We start from the raw sequence: 19,886 nt of genomic DNA on the forward strand, positions 1-19,886 counted from the left end.
CCTCGGCAGTCCTAGGCCGTGTCCGGACCGGTGTGCGCGGGCGGCAGCGTCGCACACACCGCGTCCAGGACCGTCGCGTACGGCGTACCGAAGTCGGTGAGCCTGGACCGGAGCCCGTCGAGGCCGTCGCGGTGCTCCGTCAGCAGCTCGATGCTGCCCGTGCGGGCCGCGAATTCCAGGACCGCGGGCAGGAAGTCGGGTGGTTCCTCGCCGGTGGTCTCCAGGCCGTGCGCGCGGTAGACCTCCTCGGAGGGCGCCGGTGCCGCCTCGCGCCAGACGCTCAGGTAGAGGCTGTGGTCCTGCCCGGCCTCGAAGACCTCGACGTAGTGCGCGGCCAGCTCCCGGGGCGGGGTGACGGCCGCGTGGTCGGCGAACTCCCTCAGCTGCGGGGCGGCTTCGCGCAGCAGCTGCAGCCGGGCGCGGAAGTCGTCGTCGGGGTACATCAGGCACAGCGCGGCCGCCTGGTACAGCAGCTCGAATCCGGGCATCGGACCTCCTTCGCGTGCGCTCCCTTGCCTGCGCCGTGCTGCCGACGCTAGGGGCGGGCCGGGGAGGACACCCGTCGACGGGGCCCGTACGGGTCAGAACCCCTCGCGGTACTCCCGCAGGAGCGTCTCCGTGCGCTGTGCCGAGCCCGCGCGGGCCGTCATGTGGTCCAGGACCTCCAGATGCGTGGAGACCTCCTTGCGGGAGTCCAGGTACAGCGCGCCCGTCAGATACTCGGTGAACACCATGTCGGGCAGTTCGGGCTCGGCGAACCGGAACAGCGAGAACGGCGCGTACGTCCCCGGATGGGGGCCGTCCTTGAACTCGGCGATCTGGAGCGTGACCCGGTCGCGCGCGGCGTACTCCAGCAGCTTGTCCAGCTGGTCGCGCATCACCTGGCCGTCGACGCTCACCGGGCGGCGCAGCACCGTCTCGTCCATGATCACCCACAGGTGCGGCGGGTTCTCGCGCTCCAGGAGCCGCTGCCGCTCCATGCGCAGCGACACGTGCCGCTCCACCGCCTCCGGTCCCGCGTTCGCGATGGTGCCGGCCTCCAGCACCGCACGCGCGTACCCCTCGGTCTGCAGCAGCCCCGGCACGAAGTGCGGCTCGTACGAGCGGATGATCCGGGCGGCGCCCTCCAGGCTCACGTACAGGCTGAACCACTCCGGCAGCACGTCGTGGAACCGCTGCCACCAGCCCGGCCGGTTCGCCTCCTCGGCGAGGTCGACGAAGGCGGTCACCTCGTCCTCGGACACGCCGTACGCGGTCAGCAGGATCTGCACGTACGGGATCTTCAGTGCGACGTCGGCGGTCTCCATCCGCCGGACGGTCGCGGGGGCGACGCGCAGCACCCGGGCGGCCTCGTCACGACTGAGGCCCGCCGCCTCGCGCAGCTCCTGCAGCCGCTTGCCCAGCACCACCTGGCCCACCGTGGGTGCGGCCCGCCGTTCACTCACGCCACGCCTCCCCAACGCGCCCAAGCCCGCGATCAGTCTGCCACGTACCGCCGCCAGTCTCCCAGGGCCGACGGCGAGGAGATCACGGGAGAGGACGTGTCGCCGGGGCATTACCCCGCGGGTAATCGACCGGGCGCGGCCGGAAAGCGATCGTGGACGTACCGGACCCCGGGCCGGCGCACTCCGGCCCGGGGCCCGGCTCCCAGCCGCACCATGACCCGACGGAGAGTGATGCCCCATGTCCGCGATCCAGCTCGCCGCACTCGCCCGGACCTCCGAGCCGCAGTCGATGCTGCGCCGCTTCCTGGCCCTGGACGCCGTGGTGACCGGCGCCAACGCTCTCGCCTACCTCGCGCTCCCCGGCCCCCTCGGACGCTTTCTCGGCGTCGGCTCCACGCTGCTGCTCGCCCTGGGCGCGTTCCTCGCCGCCTACGCGGCGGCCGTCGGCCTGCTGGCCTCCCGCCGGCACCCACCGGCGTTCGGGGTGCGGGCCGTCGTCGAGGCCAACCTCGCCTGGACGGTGGTGAGCCTGGTGGCCCTGGCGCTGTGGCTCACGCCGAGCACGGCGGGCGCCGTGTGGACGGTGCTCCAGGCGCTGACCGTGGCCGGGTTCGCCGTCCTCCAGCACACGGCCCTGAAGGCACGTCAGGACAGCAGCGACTGAAGGTACTTGGCCGTCGCCGGGTCGGCCGGGAGGAGCGTCTCGATGGCCAGCTCTGCGACGGTCACGTCCATCGGGGTGTTGAACGTGGAGATCGAGGAGATGAACGACAGCGTCCGCCCCTCGTGCTCGATCCGCAGCGGCAGCGCGAAGTACGGCACCGGCTCCGGGGGCTCCTGAGTCCCGGCCCCCGGATCCTCCTCGGGCACCGGATACGCCGCCACCTCCTCGTACAGCTCCCGCAGCGGCTCGGAGCGGTGCAGGGCGATCTGCCGCTCCATCTGCTCCAGCAGGTGACCGCGCCAGGCGCGCAGATTGCGGATGCGGGGGGCCAGGCCCCGCGGGTGCAGGGCGAGCCGCATCGCGTTCAGCGGCGGCTCGAGCAGGGACGCTGAGACGCCGTCTACCAGCGTCATGATCCCCCGGTTGGCCGCCACCACGTTGTACAGCGCGTCCACCACCAGCGCCGGATACGGCTCGTAGCCACCGATCAGCCGCTCGATGCCCTCGCGCAGCGCGCCCAGCGCCGGGTCGTCCAGCGGCGTCTCCGGGTAGCGGGGGGCGTAACCGGCCGCCAGCAGCAGCGCGTTGCGCTCCCGCACGGGGACGTCCAGATGCTCGGCCAGCCGCAGCACCATCTCCTCGCTCGGCCGGGACCGGCCCGTCTCGACGAAGCTGATGTGCCGGGCCGAGGAGTCCGCGCGCAGGGCCAGCTCCAGCTGGCTGACCCGGCGCTGCTCCCGCCAGGCCCGCAGCAGCGGACCCACGCCCTGATCGGCCGTGGACGGGTGAGTGGTCATGCCGGGACCGTAGTCGAGAACCGGCCGTGCCGGACAGGCGCACGCCTCTGACCAGGGTCTCGGGCGCCTCGCTGTGGCAGGCTGAGAGGACACCGAGGACCCCGGCGCAAGGGAAGGAGCGCAGCCCATGCCCGTCGAACCGCTGTCGCAGAAGGAGGTCGAGGACCGGCTGGCCGAGCTGCCGGGCTGGTCGCTCGACGGAGACCGCCTCACCCGCTCCTACCGGCTCGGCTCGCACTTCTCGGCGACGGCGATGGTCGTGCACATCGCCCAGGTCCAGGAGGAGCTCGGCCACCACTCCGACCTCACGCTCGGCTACAACACCGTCTCCCTGTCCGTCCACACGCACAGCGCGGGCGGCGCCGTCACCGAGAAGGACGTCGAGCTCGCCCGCAGGGTGGAGGACCTGGCCCCCGGGCACGGGGCACACTGACCGCGTGCTCGACTACGACAAGGAAGCGGCGCGGTACGACGCCTCGCGCGGCGGCGAGCCCAGGGCGGCCGCCGCCGCGGAAGCGGTGCTGAGCCTCGTACCGCCACAGACGCGCAGCCTGCTCGACCTCGGCTGCGGCACCGGCATAGTGACCCGGCGGCTCGCGGCCGCCCGCGACGGCATGCGGGTGACCGGCGTGGACCTCGCCCTCGCGATGGCCCGGCAGGCCGCCGCCCGGCTGCCCGGCGCGGTCGTGCTCGCCGACGGCAGACGGCTGCCCTTCCGGGACGGGGAGTTCGACGCCGTCAGCAGCGTGTGGCTGCTGCACCTGGCCGCCGGGCCCGCCGAGGTGCGGACCATCGTCGGCGAGTGCGCTCGGGTGCTGCGGCCCGGCGGGGTCTACGTCACCACGGTCGACAAGGCCGCCGCCCACAACGTGGGCAGTGACATCGATGTCGTCCTGTCCTCCCGTCCGCCGAGCCCGGTCCGCGACGGAGCGGCGGACGTCGTGTCCGGCGCCGCCGGACACGGCCTGGTCCCGGCCGGGCAGGCCCGCTTCCGGGGCCACGGGCAGGGCCGCAGCCCCCGGCGTACGGTGGCCGACCTCAGACGCGGCTGGTTCGTCACCCTGCCGCCGGGCGACCCGCTCGCCGACGGCTTCGCCAACCGCCTGGCGGAACTGCCCGACCAGGACCGGCCCCGCCCCGACCCGGTCTTCGCACTCCGCGCCTTCAGGAAGCCGTCGGAGCACCCTCCGGCCGGGTGAAGTCCATGATCCAGTTGGTCACCCAGGTCCGGCCGCCGTCCACGGCGAACGCCTGCTCCCAGCGGGCGGCGGTGTCACACACCCCCGACCACACGAACCGCACCAGCACGTCCTTGCCGATGAAGGTGTCGCTGCCGGTGAACTCGCCGCGGTCGCCCTCGAAGTGACCGAAGACGGGCGGGAACAGGGTGCCGGTGCGGCTGGAGGCCCAGTTCAGCGACCACAGCTTCGTGCCCGGGTCGAACAGCCGCAGGGTGGCGCCCTTCGAGCCCAGGTGCGGCATGTCGATCTCGTCGATGTTGGCGGTCCCGTCGAACAGCGGCCGGCAGTGACTGGTGCCGGTGAACTCCTCCCAGGCGCTGTCCGGATCGAGGAAGTCGGTCAGCCGGCGGTGCCGGACCCGCCATGCGCCGTGGAAGAAGTCGAAGTCGTGCGGGCTGCTCATGAGCGGTCTCCAGTGGTTCCCTCGGGCAGGGAGTCGGCCAGGTAGGCGTCGAGGTCGGGGGTGGCGGGGGCGAGCATGTGGCGCACCCAGGCGTCGCGTTCGTGCAGGATCGGGGGCAGTTCCCAGACGCAGCCGATCCACGGCCTGCCGGGCGCGACGAAGTGGGTGGGGTCGTTGTCGGGGCAGCCGAGGACGGGCTGGCCCGCCGCCGCGCCCCCGAAGTGCAGGACGTTGTCCCACACCCAGCTGTAGGCGTTCAGATAGGCGCCGTCGTCACCGCCCCGGTGCAGGACGACGAACGTCGCCGGTGGAGTGCCGTCCGGTTTCGGCAGCAGCGTGGGCAGGAAGCGGTAGGCGGTCTCCTCCACCTCGGGTGCGATGCCCGCCGGGTCGGCGGTCACGTGGTAGCGCTTGATCCACCGTCCCGCCACCTCGAGGGGCGGCGGCACGGTCAGGTGTTTCTCCGTGAAGGGCATGGCGGGACGCTAAGGCCGGTTCACTGCCATCCTGTGTCAGTGAAGTCCAGCCGACTCGTCTCGATCCTCCTGCTGCTCCAGACCCGCGGCCGGATGACCGCCGCCCAGCTCGCCGAGGAGCTGGAGGTGTCGGTGCGGACGGTGTACCGGGACGTGGAGGCCCTGGGCGCCGCCGGGATCCCGCTGTACGGCGACGCGGGCCACGCCGGCGGCTACCGCCTCCTCGACGGCTACCGCACCCGTCTGACCGGCCTGACCACCGGCGAGGCGGAGGCGCTCTTCCTCGCGGGCGCCCCCGCCGCGGCCGCCCAGCTCGGCCTCGGCTCGGTCCTGGCCGCCGCCCAGCTCAAGGTGCGTGCCGCCCTGCCGGCGGAGCTGCGCGCGCATGCCGACCGGATCAGCGGCCGCTTCCACCTGGACGCCCCCGGCTGGTACACGGACGCCGACGACACCCCGTACCTCCCGGCCGTCGCCGACGCCGTCTGGAGCGGACGCGTGCTGCACGTCCGGTACCGCCGCTGGCGCGAGCCCACCGACGTGGAGCGCCGCCTGGAGCCGTACGGACTGGTGCTGAAGGCGGGCCGCTGGTATGTCGTCGCCGGGCCGGGACCGCGGACCTTCCGCGTCGACCAGATCCTCGAACTCGCCACCGGCGACGAGGAGTTCTCCCGCCCCGGCGACTTCGACCTGGCCGCGTACTGGGCGGCGTACCAGCGCGACTTCCACGACCGGCTGCACCGCGACGAGGCGGTGGTGCGGCTGGCCCCGGGGACGACGCTCACCGGCCCGGCGGGGGAGGCGGTCCGCCGCCACGGACGTACGGACGAGGACGGCTGGATCCGTGCCACGGTCCCCATCGAGTCCGTCGAGCACGCCCACGCCGAGTTCCTGCGCCTCGGCACGGGCATCGAGGTACTGGCCCCGGACGACCTGCGCTCGCGCATCGCCCGCACGGTCGCCGAACTGGCCGAGCGGTACGGCAACTCCCGCGCCCCCGGCGGCGACTGAGAGGCGGAACCCGCCCGTCCTCCCAGGAGGTCCGTCACGTGAAGCACCCCCACAGGCACCGCAGACGCCGTGTGCTCCTCCCGGTGGCCGTGGCCACGGCGGCGCTCGTCGGCGCCGGCCTGACCACGTTCGCCACCGGCGACGCCGCCGAGGCCGCCACCGCCCGGCAGGTCGAGAAGCTCGACCGGGGCGTGGTCAGCGTCCACACCGGCAGCGGCAACCTGGTCAGCTGGCGCTGGCTCGGCACCGACCCGGACAACGTCTCCTTCAACGTCTACCGGGCCGGTACGAAGGTCAACTCCACGCCGGTCACCGGCTCCACGAACTACTTCCACTCCGGCGCACCCGCCCAGGCCGACTACACCGTCCGCGCGGTCGTGAACGGCACGGAGCAGGGCGACTCGGTGCACGCGGTCCAGTTCCGCACCGGCTACAAGGACATACCCATCTCCCCGCCCGCGGGCGGCACCGCCCCGGGCGACTCGGCGTACACCTACGAGGCCAACGACGCCTCCCTCGGCGACCTCGACGGCGACGGCGCCCTGGACATCGTCCTGAAGTGGCAGCCCACCAACGCCAAGGACAACTCCCAGTCCGGCTATACCGGCAACACGATCATCGACGGCATCAAGCTCGACGGCACCCGGCTGTGGCGCGTCGACCTGGGCCGCAACATCCGCTCCGGCGCCCACTACACGCAGTTCCAGGTCTACGACTACGACGGCGACGGCAAGGCAGAGGTCGCCATGAAGACCGCCGACGGCACCAAGGACGGCACCGGCGCGGTCATCGGCAGCTCCTCGGCCGACCACCGCAACTCCAGCGGGTACGTGCTGGCCGGGCCCGAGTTCCTGACCATGTTCAACGGCCAGACGGGCAAGGCGATGCAGAGCGTCGACTACGTCCCGGCCCGCGGCACCGTCTCCTCCTGGGGCGACTCCTACGGCAACCGCGTCGACCGCTTCCTCGCGGGCACCGCGTACCTGGACGGTTCCCGCCCCTCCCTGATCATGGCGCGCGGCTACTACACCCGCACGGTGATCGCCGCCTGGGACTGGCGGAACGGCTCCTTCACCCGCCGCTGGACCTTCGACACCACCTCCTCCACCAACAGCGGCAAGGGCTACGACGGCCAGGGCAACCACAGCCTGTCCGTCGCGGACGTCGACGCGGACGGCAAGGACGAGATCGTCTACGGCGCGATGACCGTGGACGACAACGGCAACGGACTCTGGACCACCAAACTGGGCCACGGCGACGCCGGCCATGTCGGCGACCTGAACCCGTCCCGCGCGGGCCTGGAGTACTTCAAGGTCTCGGAGAGCACCAGCCAGCCCGGCTCCTGGATGGCCGACGCCCGCACCGGCGCGATCCTCTGGAAGACCGCCTCCGGCGCCGACAACGGCCGGGGAGTCGCCGCCGACATCTACGCGGGCAGCGCGGGCGCCGAGGCCTGGTCCGCCTCCGACACCACCCTGCGCTCGGCGACCGGCGCCTCCCTCGGCCGGGAGCCGTCCAGTATGAACTTCCTGTCCTGGTGGGACGGCGACCCCGTCCGCGAACTCCTCGACGGCACCCGCGTCGACAAGTACGGCACGTCGGGCGACACCCGTCTGCTGACCGGATCCGGGGTCTCCTCCAACAACGGCACGAAGTCCACGCCCGTCCTGTCCGGCGACCTCCTCGGCGACTGGCGCGAGGAGGTCGTCTGGCGCACCAGCGACAACACGGCCCTGCGCGTCTACTCGACCCCGCACGAGACCACCACGAGGATCACGACCCTGCTCCACGACACGCAGTACCGCACGGCCCTCGCGTGGCAGAACACCGCGTACAACCAGCCCCCGCACCCGAGCTTCTTCATCGGCAACGCCATGCCGACGGCTCCGAGGCCGACGGTCTACACCCCGTGAGACTCCGGTGGGTGCGTGCCCTGGGGGAGCACGCACCCACCGGTCACGACAGCAGGGCGGTCAGGCCACCGTGCAGGTCTGGTCGCCCAGCTTGAACACGGTCGGTTTCGTGTTCGTCCCCGACCGGTTCGCCGTGAAGCCGAAGCTCACCGACGACCCCGCCGCCACGTTCGCGTTCCAGCCGACGTTCTTCGCCGTCACCGTCGAACCCGACTGCGCGGCCTCGGCGTTCCAGGCCTGGGTCAGCTTCTGCCCGTCGGTGAAGGGCCAGCTCAGCGACCAGCCGTTCCATGTGCTGGTCCCGGTGTTAGCGAGCGTGACGTCCGCCTGGAAGCCGTCCGACCACTGGTTGGTGACCTTGTACGTCACCTTGCAGGCGCCCGTCGGTGTCGGGTCGGGGCCCGGCCCCGGGTCCGTGGTGCCGCCGTCGGAGCTGTCGCCGTAGATGACGCCACGGCCGTTCGTCGAGACGTACACACGGCCGTAGATCCTCGGGTCGCCGGTGATGGCCGCGCCCGTCCAACCCCACTGGTGGGCGTCGTCGTTGACGCGCGTCCAGCTCGCGCCCTTGTCCGTGGAGCGGAAGATGCCGCGCACGCCGCCGATCTTCGCGCTCGTGTAGAGGGTCTGGTAGGAGGCGCCGGGTGCCGCCTTGCCGAAGCCGATCGTGTCGGCCTGCTCGACGTTCGAGAGCTTCGTGAAGCTCGCCCCGCCGTCCGTGGAGTGCCACAGGCCGTACGCCCCGTCGCTCGCGCCGCCCGCCAGCCACACATCGCCCTTCCCGCCGGGCAGGGCCTTGAAGCGGACGCTGTCGCCACTCGGCAGTCCGGCGGCCGGGGACTCCTTGAACGTCGCCCCGCCGTCCGTACTGACGTAGAACTTCCCTGACTTGAAGCCGTAGAAGGTCTTCGGGTCGACCCGGTCCGACTCGACGACCGCCCCCGAGGGGATCCCGCCGGAGGCCTGCCAGGAGGTGCCGAAGCCCGTCGCGTAGTGCACGCCGGCGCCCTGCGGACTCCACACGAACCGGCTGCCGTCGGCCGCGGCCGCGACCGTGCCGCCGCCGCTCACGCCCGAAGGGTCGGTGCCCGCGAACCAGTTGGCGCCGTTGTCCGTCGAGAACGCGATGTGCGGGCCCGAGTCGAGGTTGCCGACCCGGACGACCGTGTTCGGGCTCGACTCGGCGAAGTCCAGGCTCGTGGTCGTCGTGAAGTTCGGCTGGGTGAACATCATCGACGGCACCTTGGTCAGATCCGTGTGGCGGAAGCCGCCGACGTCGCCCAGCGCGCTCAGCAGCGGGGCGCCCGACGGAGGCGACGCCAGGTCGTTGACCGCGGTCTCCTCCAGGCCCCGCACCATCGGTTTGATGGCGAACTTGCTGCCGCTGTCCCAGTTCGTGAGGTTCTCGGTGCCGTAGATCGTGGCACCGGTGCCGTACATCATGCGGCCGGAGTTGAACGGGTCGATCTCCATCGACTCCGTCATCCAGCCGAGCTTCGGGGTCTGTTCGGGAGGTGCCGGGTTGGCACCCCACGTCAGCCACGGCGAGGACGAGACGTCCATCGTGTACCGGTTCTCACGGTTGGGGTACGACGTGTAGTCCCACGCCTTGGTCCAGGTCGCCCCGCTGTCCGTGGAGCGGAAGATCTGCGTGTCCGGCCACCAGGCGCTGTACGCCGTGGCCATGACCGTGCCCGGCTTCTGCCGGTCCACCGTCAGCCCGCTGAAGCCGTAGAACGTGTCGGCCTCCACCACCGGGCTGATGTTCGTCCAGGTCCCCGTCCCGGTCGCGTACCGCCACAGCCGGCCCTTGCCGCCGTCGTACGGGCCGCCCTTGTCGCTGTAGGCGACATAGAGGTGGCCGTTCTTCGCGTCCAGGACGCCCTTGTGGGCCAGCTGGCCCGTCGGCTGCCCGGCCAGCCGCTGCCAGGTCGCGCCCGCGTCCGTCGAGCGGTACACCGCGTTGTCCGCGTCGGCGACCCCGACGTAGATCGTCTTCGTGGCGTTGCCCGACGTGCCCGTGGACTCGTCGAAGGTGACCCAGACGATGCCCTGGTTGTCGGACGCGTAGCCGGACGTGTCGCTCGGGTCCTGCACGTAATTGCCGACGTTGGGGAAGTTCGTGACCTGCGACCAGGTGACCCCCGAGTCCGTCGACCGCCACAGCCCCTTGCCGCTGGGCGCGCCCAGGTACAGCACGCTGTTCCGGTTCGGGTCGATCGCCAGCCGCTCACCCATGCCACGCCCCGGCATGTTGCCGCCCAGCTTGAACGGCAGATTCGCCTTCTGCCAGCTCCCGCCCCGGTCGGAGGACCGCATGACCGCGCCGTTCTTCGGATCCCAGCTGTTGGTGTACGTCCCGACCGCCGCGTACACCCGGTTCGGATCCACGGAGTCGGACGCGATGCTGACGACACCCGTGTGCCCCCAGTCGTCCCACCCGACCGAGTCCAGCAACGGCGTCCAGGTCTTCGACGACTCCTGCCAGCGGTAAGCGCCGCCGATGTCGGTACGGGCGTAGGCGAGGTTCTTCTCGCCGCGGTTGAAGACGATCCCGGGGACGAATCCGCCCCCGTCGATCCGGGCGTTCTTCCAGGTGTACGTGTCCGCCGCGAGCTTCGTCGACGGGGGATCGGCGGCCAGGGCGGAGGGGGCGCCCGACAGCAGCCCGGCGGCCAGCGCGAGTACGGCGGTGAGGATGCGGGTTCTTCGCACGGTGGGGGTCCTTCCGTGAGGGGGACGTGCGAGGGCCGGGCGGCTCCCGTGCGGGTGGAGCCGCCCGACCGTGGCCCCGCGTCAGGTGCGGGGCCAAGTACGCGGAGCTTCGGACGCACCTAGGGCTTGGGGGCGCGGGGAACTGCGCGACCAGCCACAACGGACCGGCAGCCGACCACGGCCCCGCCCGCGGAGCGCCCGGCGGGGGCTATTCGAGAAGCTCCGCGTACGAGCCCATGGCCAAGGCGATGTCCGCCTGGGCCCAGAACCGGTGATACGTGAACGACGGAACCGCACCGCCCGCCAGATAGCTCTCGATCTTCGACCAGGCGGGATCGTCCTCGTAGAAGGACCGGATCGAGTCGAACGTCGACGACGAGTTGATCGCGTCGCCGTTCGGCATCGTGCCCGTCCACCCACCGGGGATGTACACCGGATCGTCGAACCGGTTGTAGTCGGCCCGGTTCTCCGGAACGGCGATCCCGAGCGCGTCCTGGTGGTTGTCCCACATCCCGTCCAGCAGCTTCTTCGCCGCCGCGCCGGCCTCCGTGTCACCGGAACGGTCGGCGTAGTACGTCAGGGTCTTGGCGTACGAGGCCGCCACACCGACATCGTTCGTGTAGTCGGCGACGGTGACCCGCAGTCCGCTGTTGGAACCCGGGCTGGAGGCGTTCCACGTGTCGGGCTGGCCCGACCACTGCAGCGTCGACGGAATCCGGAACGTGCCGTCCGGGTTGAACGTGGTCTTGGACAGCGCCCAGTCGACCCACTTGTCGAGGACCGTCTTGGCCTGCGCGTTCCCCGTCTGCTGGTACAGCTCGGCGACCCGCTCCATGGACCACGCCTGGAAGCCGAACCACTGGTTGGACGGCGGGTCGTGGTACACGGGCTTCTCGTCGTAGTACATGCCGTAGAACGTCGACTTCCCGGCGGGCGGGGTCGCGTACCGGCCCGCCCAGCTGTTGGTCGCGCCGCCGGCGATGGCGCCCTCGCTCGACTGCAGCCAGCGGTAGAACTCCAGCTGCCGGTCCATGGACTTGGACCAGTCGGCCGCGCCCGTCGCCGACTTGGGCTTCAGCGGGGCGTAGTTGCCGAGCGCGTAGGCCGCGAGGGGGTTCTGGTAGCCGCCGTGGGCGTGGCTGGAGCCGATGCGCCAGGCCCAGCCGGCCGAGGTGTCGGTGGCGCCGCCCCAGGCGTAGTACCAGGACATCAGGTAGTGCGAGGCGTCCTTGCCCGTGCCCGCCGGGCAGGACGAGGGTCCGACACAGTTGCCGATCTTCTTGAAGTACTTGTCGAACATGGAGTAGCGCAGGTAGTCGCCCATCTTGGCGGCCTTGCCGACCGTCGCGGAGACGTCCCCGCCCTTGCCCTGCTCCTTCGCCCACAGGTCCGCCCAGTAGGCGGCCTGCACGGCCCGGGCGTCGGCGTCCGGCGCGTTGGTGAACTTCCACTGCTTGGCGTAGGAGGCGTCACCGGTGAACAGGTCCAGATAGCCGTTCTTGCCGCCGTACTTGAAGGCGTCACAGGTCGGCTGCGGCACCGTCTCCCACACCGACTCCTGCGAACCGCGCTGGAAGGTGTTGATGTACGACGGGCCGGTGTCCGAGGGGCCCGCCTCGCACTTGCCGGGCGAGTTGCCGTAGCCGTAGACGTTGTCGACGTCCTGCAGCCAGTGCATGCCGTAGACGTCGTCCGTGCCGTACGCGCTCTTCAGCTCGCCCGCGATCGGGTCCGTGCCGACCGAGGCGCCGGTGTCGAGCTTGGCGGGGTACTCGTTGGGAGTGTCGTGTTCGGGCGCGTACGTCGCCGGCTTCGAGGCGTTGTAGAAGGAGTTGGTCGGCTGGTCGGCGCGGGTGGGGATCATGTACTTCTCCATGAGGTCCCACGCGCCGTTGAACTTGGCCCAGTCGCCGGTCACCTTGCCGTACATGGCCTGGAGCCACAGGAGGTAGCTGTACGCCTCCGAGGTGGTCTCGTGGCCGTGGTCCGGCGCCTCGACGATCAGCGTCTCGACCGAGTGGTAGGGGATGCCCTCGGGGGAGAAGTAGCCGTTCGCCGGGTTGGTGATCTTCCCGTAGAGCTCCAGGAAGCGCGCGTCGTAGACCTTCGCCGCCGCCAGCTGGGTCACGGTGACCGAGGCCTTGGCATGGCCCGTGGCCGTCGACTCGAAGACCGCCGAGCCGGTGCCGGAGTTGGCTGCGGTGACCGTCACCTTCTGCGCGGTGTTCCAGTTCTGCGGCGTGAAGGTGAGCGACGCGCCGCCCGTGACGGACAGGCCCGAGTTGCCGCTCGCGCGGCCCGACGTCACCGTGACGTTGGACGCCGGCTGCTTGGACAGCTTCACCTCGTAGGTGCCCGACTTGCCGGACTGGACGCCCAGTTGGAGCGGTGAGGCGACGACGGTCGGACCGGAGGAGACCGTGATGCCGACCGGGGTGGAGTTCGCGGAGGCGCCCGTGCTGTCGTACGCCTTCGCCACCAGGGAGTGACTGCCCACGGTCAAGTCGGAGACCGAAAGAGAGTAGGGCGCACTCGTGTCGGTTCCCAGCAGCTTGGTGTCGTCGTAGAACTCCACCTTGCTGATCGTGGCGTTGTCCGCGGCAGCCGCCGTGGCCGCGAGCGGGACCGCCTGGCCCTGGGTGTAGACGGCGCCGGCGGACGGGCTGGTCAGCACGGCGATCGGCGGCTGGTGCGCCCCGGTGCAGGCGGTGCCGTTGACCGAGAAGGACGCCGGTGCGGCGTTGCCGCCGCTGTAGGTGAACTGGGCGCCGGTGGAGACGGCGGCGCCCGCGGCGACCCGCGCGTTGTGGGGGGCGTTCTTGACGGTGATGTTCTGGCCGGACTGCGACCAGGTGCCGTTCCAGCCGTTCCCCAGCTTCTGGTTGCCGGAGTAGGCGTAGGTCAGCGTCCAGCCGTCGATGGCGTCCGTGCCGCGGTTGGTGAGGGTCAGGTCCGCGGTGAAGCCGGAGCCCCAGTCGTTCGTCTTGTAATCGACACTGCACTGAAGTGCGGCCGCCTGTGCGGGAGTCGACCCTGAGGAGAGCATCGTCAACGGAAGCGCGAGAGCTGCGACGGCGGCGATCCACACGCGCCGCACCGCTCCCCGTCTCCGGGGTGGGGGATGCATGGTGCTGGTTCCTCCTTGCGGCTCGGAGAAGTCAAGGCTTGAACCAGTGGGAGCGCTCCCATCGTGAGGACGGGTGTGGTATCGGTCAAGGGCCTTGAAGAGTCGAAAAGATTCGACGCCGTGAGTTGAGCGAAAGTCAGTGACTCCTCTGTTCTTTGCAGACACTTGGCGCTACCTTCCTTGACACCAGTGGGAGCGGTTCCATCAGTCGACGCGTCCGTCACGGCGTGCCCGGCCTGCAAGGAGTCGCTCATGCGACACCTCTCGCGTTCAGTACTTTGAGCCGCCCTCAGCGCGGTCGTCCCCTGCTGCGCGAGTGCCATGCCGGGTTCCTCAGTTCCTCATGTCCTTGTCGGAGCGCGCCCTGAACGGCTGACACCCCCACCAGCGAAAGGGAAACCCGCACTCATGAGCCGTACGAGAACAGCGTTACTGGCCGCCATGGCCCTGGTCGCCGGCGCGACCGGCACGGCGTTCGCCGTCGACCCGGGCGGCGCCGACATCGCCGCCGTCCCGTGCACCGTCGACTACAAGATCCAGAACCAGTGGAGCACCGGCTTCACCGCCGCCGTGACCGTCACCAACAACAGCGCCGCCAAGTCGTCGTGGTCGCTGAAGTGGTCCTACGCCGGCAATCAGAAGGTCACCAGCGGCTGGAACGCCAAGCTGAGCCAGAGCGGTGCCGCCGTCACCGCGGCCAACGAGAGCTACAACGCCCAGCTCGCGACCGGCGCTTCGGTCAGCTTCGGCTTCCAGGGCAGCTACAGCGGCAGCAACGCGATCCCGGGCACGTTCACCCTCGACGGCGTCACCTGCAACGTCGACGACGGCGGCAACCCGGGGCCGACCGACCCGCCGGGTCCCGGCGGCCCGTCCAACCGGGTCGACAACCCCTATGCCGGCGCCAAGGTGTACGTGAACCCGGAGTGGTCCGCGAAGGCCGCCGCCGAGCCGGGCGGCAGCCGCGTCTCCAGCCAGCCGACGGGCGTCTGGCTGGACCGGATCGCCGCGATCAACGGGGCCAACGGCGGTATGGGTCTGCGCGCCCACCTCGACGAGGCGCTGCGCCAGAAGGGCTCCGGCGAACTCGTCGTCCAGCTCGTCATCTACAACCTGCCCGGCCGTGACTGCGCCGCCCTCGCCTCCAACGGCGAGCTCGGCCCGACGGAGATCGACCGGTACAAGACGCAGTACATCGACCCGATCAAGACGATCCTCGCCGACTCGAAGTACGCCTCGCTGCGGATCGTCACCACCGTCGAGATCGACTCGCTGCCGAACCTCGTCACCAACACCGGCAGCCGCCCGACGGCCACCCCGCAGTGCGACGTGATGAAGGCCAACGGCAACTACGTCAAGGGCGTCGGCTACGCGCTGAACAAGCTCGGCGACGTGGCGAACGTCTACAACTACGTCGACGCCGGGCACCACGGCTGGATCGGCTGGGACGACAACTTCGGTGCCTCCGCGACCCTGTTCAAGGAGGCGGCGACCGCCGAGGGCGCGACCGTCAACGACGTCCACGGCTTCATCACCAACACGGCGAACTACAGCGCCCTGAAGGAGAACAACTTCACCATCAACGACAACGTGGCCGGCAAGTCCGTCCGCGAGTCGAAGTGGGTCGACTGGAACCGCTACACCGACGAGCAGTCCTTCGCCCAGGGCTTCCGCAACCAGTTGGTCTCGGCGGGCTTCCCGTCCTCCATCGGCATGCTGATCGACACCTCCCGCAACGGCTGGGGCGGCTCGGCCCGGCCCAGCGGACCCGGTGCGCAGACCTCCGTCGACACCTACGTCGACGGCGGCCGCTACGACCGCCGTATCCACGTCGGCAACTGGTGCAACCAGTCCGGAGCCGGCCTCGGCGAGCGGCCCCAGGCCGCTCCGGCCGCGGGGATCGACGCCTATGTGTGGATGAAGCCTCCGGGCGAGTCCGACGGGGCGAGCAAGGAGATCGCCAACGACGAGGGCAAGGGCTTCGACCGGATGTGCGACCCGACCTACACGGGCAACCCGCGCAACGGCAACAACCTGTCCGGTTCCCTGCCGGACGCGCCGCTGTCCGGGCACTGGTTCTCCGCCCAGTTCCGGCAGCTGATGCAGAACGCGTACCCGCCGCTGTCCTGACCGGCTGACACCCCGTCCCCACCGGTCCGCCGGGGCTTCGGCCCCGGCGGACCATTTTTGCGGGAGCGGCAACAGTGGTGGCCTTCTTCCGGTGCGTCGGCGCAGTCTGACGGCATCCGAGGGAGAGGCTGACCACCATGGCGCACGACCACGACCACGATCGTCACGAGCACGACCGTCACGACGGTCACGACCACACGCACCTCGACTGGGCCGCGATGGCTCCGAGGCTGGAGTCCCAGGCCGAGCTGTTCGCCTCCCTGTACGAGCGGGCCATGGGCTGGCTGGCGCACGAGGTGACCGAGCCGGGCCTGATCGTCGACGCGGGCAGCGGGCCGGGCGTCGTGTCGTGTCTGTTCGCCGAGACGTTCCCGGGCGCGCGGATCGTCGCGGTGGACGGCTCGGAGCCGCTGCTGGAGCGGGCGCGGGCACGAGCCGAGCGGCTGGGCGTCGCCGACCGCTTCGGCACGATCGCCGGTGAACTCCCTGACGTGCTCGACGAGTTGGACTACCCGGCCGACCTGCTCTGGGCGAGCCGCAGCCTGCACCACCTCGGCGACCAGCGGGCCGCGCTCGCCGCGTTCGCGGCCCGGCTGGCGCCCGGCGGCACACTGGCCCTCATGGAGGGCGGCCTGCCCGCACGGTATCTGCCGCGCGACATCGGTATCGGCCGGCCCGGGCTCCAGGCGCGGCTCGACGCGCTGGAGGCGGAGTGGTTCACGCGGATGCGGACGGAGCTGCCGGGCCATGTCGCGGAGACGGAGAACTGGCCGGCCCTGCTGGCGTCGGCGGGGCTGAAGCCGGGAAGGACGCACACCTTCCTGCTGGACCTGCCCGCACCCGCCTCGGACCGGGCCCGTGAGTACGTCGTCGGGTCCCTGTCGCATCTGCGGGAGCGGATTCCGGAGGGCTTCGACGCGGATGATCTCGCCACCCTCGACCGGCTTCTCGATCCCGACGACGAGGCGAGTCTGTACCGGAGGCCGGATGTGTTCGTGCTGGAGGCGCACACGGTGCACACGGCGGTTCGGGCGGTCTGAGCAGGGGGGAGCCCCACCAGCCCGAACAGCACGACTGCCCGCGGCCGAGTGACGGGCCGCGGGCAGTCGTAGGGCCGAAGAGAGGGCTCAGGCTCCGTCGAACGTCGCCGGGTCCGGGCCCAGGCGGCGGTCCTCGTTGAGGGCGCTGATGGCCGCCAGGTCCTCGGTGTCCAGCTCGAAGTCGAAGACCTCGATGTTCTCCTTGATCCGCGACGGCGTCACGGACTTCGGGATCACCACGTTGCCCAGCTGGAGGTGCCAGCGGAGCACGACCTGGGCCGGCGTGCGGTTGTGCTTCTGGGCGATGGCCACGACCGCCGGAACCTCCAGCAGGCCCTTGCCCTGGCCGAGCGGCGACCAGGCCTCCGTGGCGATGCCCTGCTCCGCGTGGTACTCACGGGCGGCGCTCTGCTGCAGGTGCGGGTGCAGCTCGATCTGGTTCACGGCCGGGACGACCGACGTCTCGCCGATCAGCCGCTCCAGGTGCTCGGGCAGGAAGTTGGAGACACCGATGGCCCGGATCCGGCCGTCGGCGTGCAGCTTCTCGAACGCCTTGTACGTGTCGACGTACGCACCCTTGGCCGGCAGCGGCCAGTGGATCAGGTACAGGTCGACGAAGTCCAGGCCGAGCTTGTCCAGCGACGTGTCGAAGGCGCGCAGCGTGGAGTCGTACCCCTGGTCGGCGTTCCAGAGCTTGGTGGTGACGAAGAGCTCCTCGCGGGGGAGACCGGCGGCGGCGATGGCCTTGCCGGTGCCCTCCTCGTTGCCGTAGATCGCCGCTGTGTCGATGCTGCGGTACCCGGCCTCCAGCGCCGTCGCGACGGCCGACTCGGCCTCGTCGTCCGGCACCTGCCAGACGCCGAACCCCAGCTGGGGCATCTCGATGCCGTTGTTCAGGGTGATCTGGGGGACCTTGCTCACGAGCTCTCGATCCTTAGGTATGTGGTCGGGTGTACTCCCATCGTCAACGATCACGAGCCGTGATGCATTCCTGACGGGAGAATTCAGACGGGTGGCACACCATCCGTTAACAGGCAGTTCATGCCCGGTAGAGGGCCTCGACCTCGTTCTCGTACGCCTTCTCGATCGCCTTGCGCTTCAGCTTCAGGGACGGGGTCAGCAGCCCGTGCTCCTCGGTGAACGGCTGGGCCAGGATGCGGAAGGTGCGGATCGACTCGGCCTGCGAGACCAGGGTGTTGGCCGCGACCACCGCGCGTCGCACCTCCGTCTCCAGGTCCGCGTCCCGCACCAGCTCCGCCGCGGACAGCTGCGGCTTGCCGCGCATCGCCAGCCAGTGCTCCACGGCCTCCTGGTCGAGGGTCACGAGGGCTGCGACGTACGGGCGGTCGTTGCCGACGAGGATGCACTGGTTGACCAGCGGATGGTCCCGGACGCGTTCCTCCAGCACACCGGGCGAAACGCTCTTGCCCCCCGATGTGACCAGGATCTCCTTCTTACGGCCGGTGATGGTGAGGTAGCCGTCCTCGTCGAGGGAGCCGAGGTCGCCGGTGGCCAGCCAGCCGTCGTGCAGGGTCTCGTCCGTGGCCTTGGGGTTGTTGAGGTAGCCCTGGAAGACGTTCTGGCCGTGCAGCCAGATCTCGCCGTCGTCCGCGAGGTGCACCGTCATGCCCGGGATGGGCTGGCCGACCGTGCCGAACCGGGTGCGGCCGGGCGGGTTGGCGGTCGCGGCGGCCGTGGACTCGGTCAGTCCGTAGCCCTCGTAGATGTGCACGCCCGCGCCGGCCCAGAACAGGCCGAGCCGTCGGTCCATCGCCGATCCGCCCGACATGGCGTGCCGGATCCGGCCGCCCATCGCGGCGCGGATCTTGGAGTAGACGAGCTTGTCGAAGAGCTGGTGCTGCATGCGCAGCCCCGCCGAGGGGCCGGGTCCGATGCCCCAGGCCTTGGCTTCGACGGCGTCCGCGTACTTGATGGCGATGTCCACGGCCTTCTCGAACGGGCCGGAGCGGCCCTCCTTCTCGGCCTTGCGGCGGGAGGCGTTGAACACCTTCTCGAAGATGTACGGCACGGCCAGGAAGAACGTCGGCTTGAACGCGGCCAGATCGGGCAGCAGGGCCGCCGCGTTGAGCTGCGGCTGATGGCCGAATTTCACCCCACCGCGAATCGCCGCGACCTGGACCATCCGCCCGAAGACGTGCGCGAGCGGCAGGAACAGCAGGGTTGCGGCCTCGTCGCCCCGCTTGGAGTGGAACACCGGCTCCCAGCGCTCGATGACGGTGTCCGCCTCGTAGGCGAAGTTGCCGTGTGTGATGACACAGCCCTTGGGGCGTCCGGTCGTGCCCGAGGTGTAGATGATCGTGGCGACCGAGTCGGGCGTGACGGCCTGCCGGTGCCGGTGCACCACCTCGTCGTCGAGATGCGCGCCGGCGTCGTACAGCTCCTGCACGGCGCCCGAGTCGAGCTGCCACAGGCGGCGCAGCTGCGGCAGCCGGTCGATGACGGTGGCGATCGTCATCGAGTGGTCCTCGTGCTCCACGATCGCGGCCGTCACCTCGGCGTCGTACAGCATCCAGAAACACTGCTCGGCCGAGGACGTCGGATAGACCGGCACGACCTGGGCGCCGATCGCCCACAGCGCGTAGTCGAAGAGCGTCCACTCGTAGCGCGTACGGGACATGATCGCGACCCGGTCGCCGAACCGGATGCCGCTCGCCAGCAGCCCCTTGGCCAGGGCGAGCACCTCGTCGCGGAACTCGGCGGCGGTGACATCCCGCCAGTACCCCGTGTCGTCCTTGCGGCCCAGGGCGATGTGCAGCGGGTCTTCCTGGGCATGCTGGAATACCACGTCGGCCAGACCGCCCACCGGAGGTGCCAACGCCAACGGAGGGTTGGTGAACTCGCGCAAACCCCGCTCCCCGCTCCTCAGCGCTTCTGTTGAGTGACGCTCCGCACAGCGCCGTGAAAGC

16 protein-coding genes are annotated in these 19,886 nt (G+C 70.5%); 7 read left to right on the forward strand and 9 right to left on the reverse strand.

Translation table 11 applies throughout. The annotated features are described in order from the left end of the window. Positions 1 to 11: 11 nt before the first annotated feature. Both OHU35_RS35215 and OHU35_RS35220 read right to left on the reverse strand, forming a co-directional pair. Complete coding sequence (locus tag OHU35_RS35215; RefSeq protein WP_189726196.1) at positions 12 to 488, reverse strand: nitrate reductase molybdenum cofactor assembly chaperone; 477 nt, start codon at positions 486 to 488, stop codon at positions 12 to 14. 93 nt (positions 489 to 581) lie between these two features. Then, positions 582 to 1,445, reverse strand: coding sequence for a helix-turn-helix transcriptional regulator (locus OHU35_RS35220; RefSeq protein WP_189726195.1), 864 nt, complete (start codon positions 1,443 to 1,445; stop codon positions 582 to 584). Between the two features lie 238 nt (positions 1,446 to 1,683). Between OHU35_RS35220 and OHU35_RS35225 the strand changes: the two genes are divergently transcribed. Next, positions 1,684 to 2,109: a hypothetical protein gene (locus OHU35_RS35225; RefSeq protein WP_189726194.1), complete on the forward strand. Its 426-nt coding sequence runs from the start codon at positions 1,684 to 1,686 to the stop codon at positions 2,107 to 2,109. Here the strand turns inward: OHU35_RS35225 and OHU35_RS35230 are convergent. Next, positions 2,091 to 2,906, reverse strand: a complete 816-nt coding sequence (locus OHU35_RS35230; protein WP_189726193.1) for a helix-turn-helix domain-containing protein — start codon at positions 2,904 to 2,906, stop codon at positions 2,091 to 2,093. The genes OHU35_RS35225 and OHU35_RS35230 overlap by 19 nt on opposite strands. 127 nt (positions 2,907 to 3,033) lie before the next feature. Between OHU35_RS35230 and OHU35_RS35235 the strand changes: the two genes are divergently transcribed. Both OHU35_RS35235 and OHU35_RS35240 read left to right on the forward strand, forming a co-directional pair. Next, positions 3,034 to 3,339: a 4a-hydroxytetrahydrobiopterin dehydratase gene (locus OHU35_RS35235; RefSeq protein WP_189726192.1), complete on the forward strand. Its 306-nt coding sequence runs from the start codon at positions 3,034 to 3,036 to the stop codon at positions 3,337 to 3,339. 4 nt (positions 3,340 to 3,343) lie between these two features. Further along, positions 3,344 to 4,105, forward strand: coding sequence for a methyltransferase domain-containing protein (locus tag OHU35_RS35240; protein ID WP_405508175.1), 762 nt, complete (start codon positions 3,344 to 3,346; stop codon positions 4,103 to 4,105). On the opposite strand, the gene OHU35_RS35245 is transcribed toward OHU35_RS35240, so the two are convergent. Further along, a complete protein-coding gene (locus tag OHU35_RS35245) occupies positions 4,071 to 4,550 on the reverse strand; it encodes a hypothetical protein (protein WP_405508177.1) in 480 nt (159 codons plus the stop codon). The two genes, OHU35_RS35240 and OHU35_RS35245, sit on opposite strands and share 35 nt — an antisense overlap. Further along, positions 4,547 to 5,026 carry a hypothetical protein gene (locus tag OHU35_RS35250; protein WP_189726189.1) on the reverse strand — a complete coding sequence of 160 codons (480 nt, stop codon included), beginning with the start codon at positions 5,024 to 5,026 and terminating at the stop codon, positions 4,547 to 4,549. Before OHU35_RS35250 ends, OHU35_RS35245 begins: the two co-directional genes overlap by 4 nt. Before the next feature lie 39 nt (positions 5,027 to 5,065). Between OHU35_RS35250 and OHU35_RS35255 the strand changes: the two genes are divergently transcribed. Together OHU35_RS35255 and OHU35_RS35260 are read left to right on the forward strand one after the other, a co-directional pair. Continuing rightward, positions 5,066 to 6,034 (forward strand): helix-turn-helix transcriptional regulator, encoded by a 969-nt coding sequence (locus OHU35_RS35255; protein ID WP_405508179.1) that lies wholly within the window; start codon positions 5,066 to 5,068, stop codon positions 6,032 to 6,034. A gap of 38 nt (positions 6,035 to 6,072) precedes the next feature. Further along, on the forward strand, positions 6,073 to 7,947 hold the full coding sequence (locus tag OHU35_RS35260) for a rhamnogalacturonan lyase (protein WP_189726187.1): 1,875 nt from the start codon (positions 6,073 to 6,075) through the stop codon (positions 7,945 to 7,947). Between the two features lie 60 nt (positions 7,948 to 8,007). Here the strand turns inward: OHU35_RS35260 and OHU35_RS35265 are convergent, their stop codons facing one another. Together OHU35_RS35265 and OHU35_RS35270 are read right to left on the reverse strand one after the other, a co-directional pair. Then, a complete protein-coding gene (locus OHU35_RS35265; RefSeq protein ID WP_405508181.1) occupies positions 8,008 to 10,662 on the reverse strand; it encodes a cellulose binding domain-containing protein in 2,655 nt (884 codons plus the stop codon). 208 nt (positions 10,663 to 10,870) lie between these two features. Further along, on the reverse strand, positions 10,871 to 13,789 hold the full coding sequence (locus OHU35_RS35270; RefSeq protein ID WP_405508183.1) for a glycoside hydrolase family 48 protein: 2,919 nt from the start codon (positions 13,787 to 13,789) through the stop codon (positions 10,871 to 10,873). Positions 13,790 to 14,197: 408 nt separating this feature from the next. Here OHU35_RS35270 and OHU35_RS35275 point away from each other — a divergent pair, with 408 nt between their 5' ends. Both OHU35_RS35275 and OHU35_RS35280 read left to right on the forward strand, forming a co-directional pair. Then, complete coding sequence (locus OHU35_RS35275; RefSeq protein WP_189726184.1) at positions 14,198 to 15,919, forward strand: glycoside hydrolase family 6 protein; 1,722 nt, start codon at positions 14,198 to 14,200, stop codon at positions 15,917 to 15,919. A 137-nt stretch (positions 15,920 to 16,056) separates the two neighbouring features. Beyond that, entirely contained in the window at positions 16,057 to 16,959 is a 903-nt protein-coding gene (locus OHU35_RS35280; protein ID WP_405508185.1) for a class I SAM-dependent methyltransferase, read from the forward strand. An 87-nt stretch (positions 16,960 to 17,046) separates the two neighbouring features. On the opposite strand, the gene OHU35_RS35285 is transcribed toward OHU35_RS35280, so the two are convergent. Both OHU35_RS35285 and OHU35_RS35290 read right to left on the reverse strand, forming a co-directional pair. Continuing rightward, complete coding sequence (locus OHU35_RS35285) at positions 17,047 to 17,838, reverse strand: aldo/keto reductase (RefSeq protein WP_189726321.1); 792 nt, start codon at positions 17,836 to 17,838, stop codon at positions 17,047 to 17,049. Positions 17,839 to 17,998: 160 nt separating this feature from the next. Next, entirely contained in the window at positions 17,999 to 19,825 is a 1,827-nt protein-coding gene (locus tag OHU35_RS35290) for a long-chain fatty acid--CoA ligase (RefSeq protein ID WP_189726182.1), read from the reverse strand. Positions 19,826 to 19,886 lie beyond the last annotated feature (61 nt).

The sequence above is a fragment of the Streptomyces purpurascens genome, from assembly GCF_045040895.1.
GTDB classification, from domain to species: Bacteria; Actinomycetota; Actinomycetes; order Streptomycetales; family Streptomycetaceae; genus Streptomyces; species Streptomyces purpurascens.

Coding starts and splice junctions, on each gene's coding strand:
- OHU35_RS35245 (WP_405508177.1), bottom strand. CDS start 4,550: ATGAGCAGCCCGCACGACTTCGACTTCTTCCACGGCGCATGGCGGGTC.
- OHU35_RS35215 (WP_189726196.1), bottom strand. CDS start 488: ATGCCCGGATTCGAGCTGCTGTACCAGGCGGCCGCGCTGTGCCTGATG.
- OHU35_RS35230 (WP_189726193.1), bottom strand. CDS start 2,906: ATGACCACTCACCCGTCCACGGCCGATCAGGGCGTGGGTCCGCTGCTG.
- OHU35_RS35275 (WP_189726184.1), top strand. CDS start 14,198: ATGAGCCGTACGAGAACAGCGTTACTGGCCGCCATGGCCCTGGTCGCC.
- OHU35_RS35250 (WP_189726189.1), bottom strand. CDS start 5,026: ATGCCCTTCACGGAGAAACACCTGACCGTGCCGCCGCCCCTCGAGGTG.
- OHU35_RS35280 (WP_405508185.1), top strand. CDS start 16,057: ATGGCGCACGACCACGACCACGATCGTCACGAGCACGACCGTCACGAC.
- OHU35_RS35225 (WP_189726194.1), top strand. CDS start 1,684: ATGTCCGCGATCCAGCTCGCCGCACTCGCCCGGACCTCCGAGCCGCAG.
- OHU35_RS35285 (WP_189726321.1), bottom strand. CDS start 17,838: ATGCCCCAGCTGGGGTTCGGCGTCTGGCAGGTGCCGGACGACGAGGCC.
- OHU35_RS35270 (WP_405508183.1), bottom strand. CDS start 13,789: ATGCATCCCCCACCCCGGAGACGGGGAGCGGTGCGGCGCGTGTGGATC.
- OHU35_RS35235 (WP_189726192.1), top strand. CDS start 3,034: ATGCCCGTCGAACCGCTGTCGCAGAAGGAGGTCGAGGACCGGCTGGCC.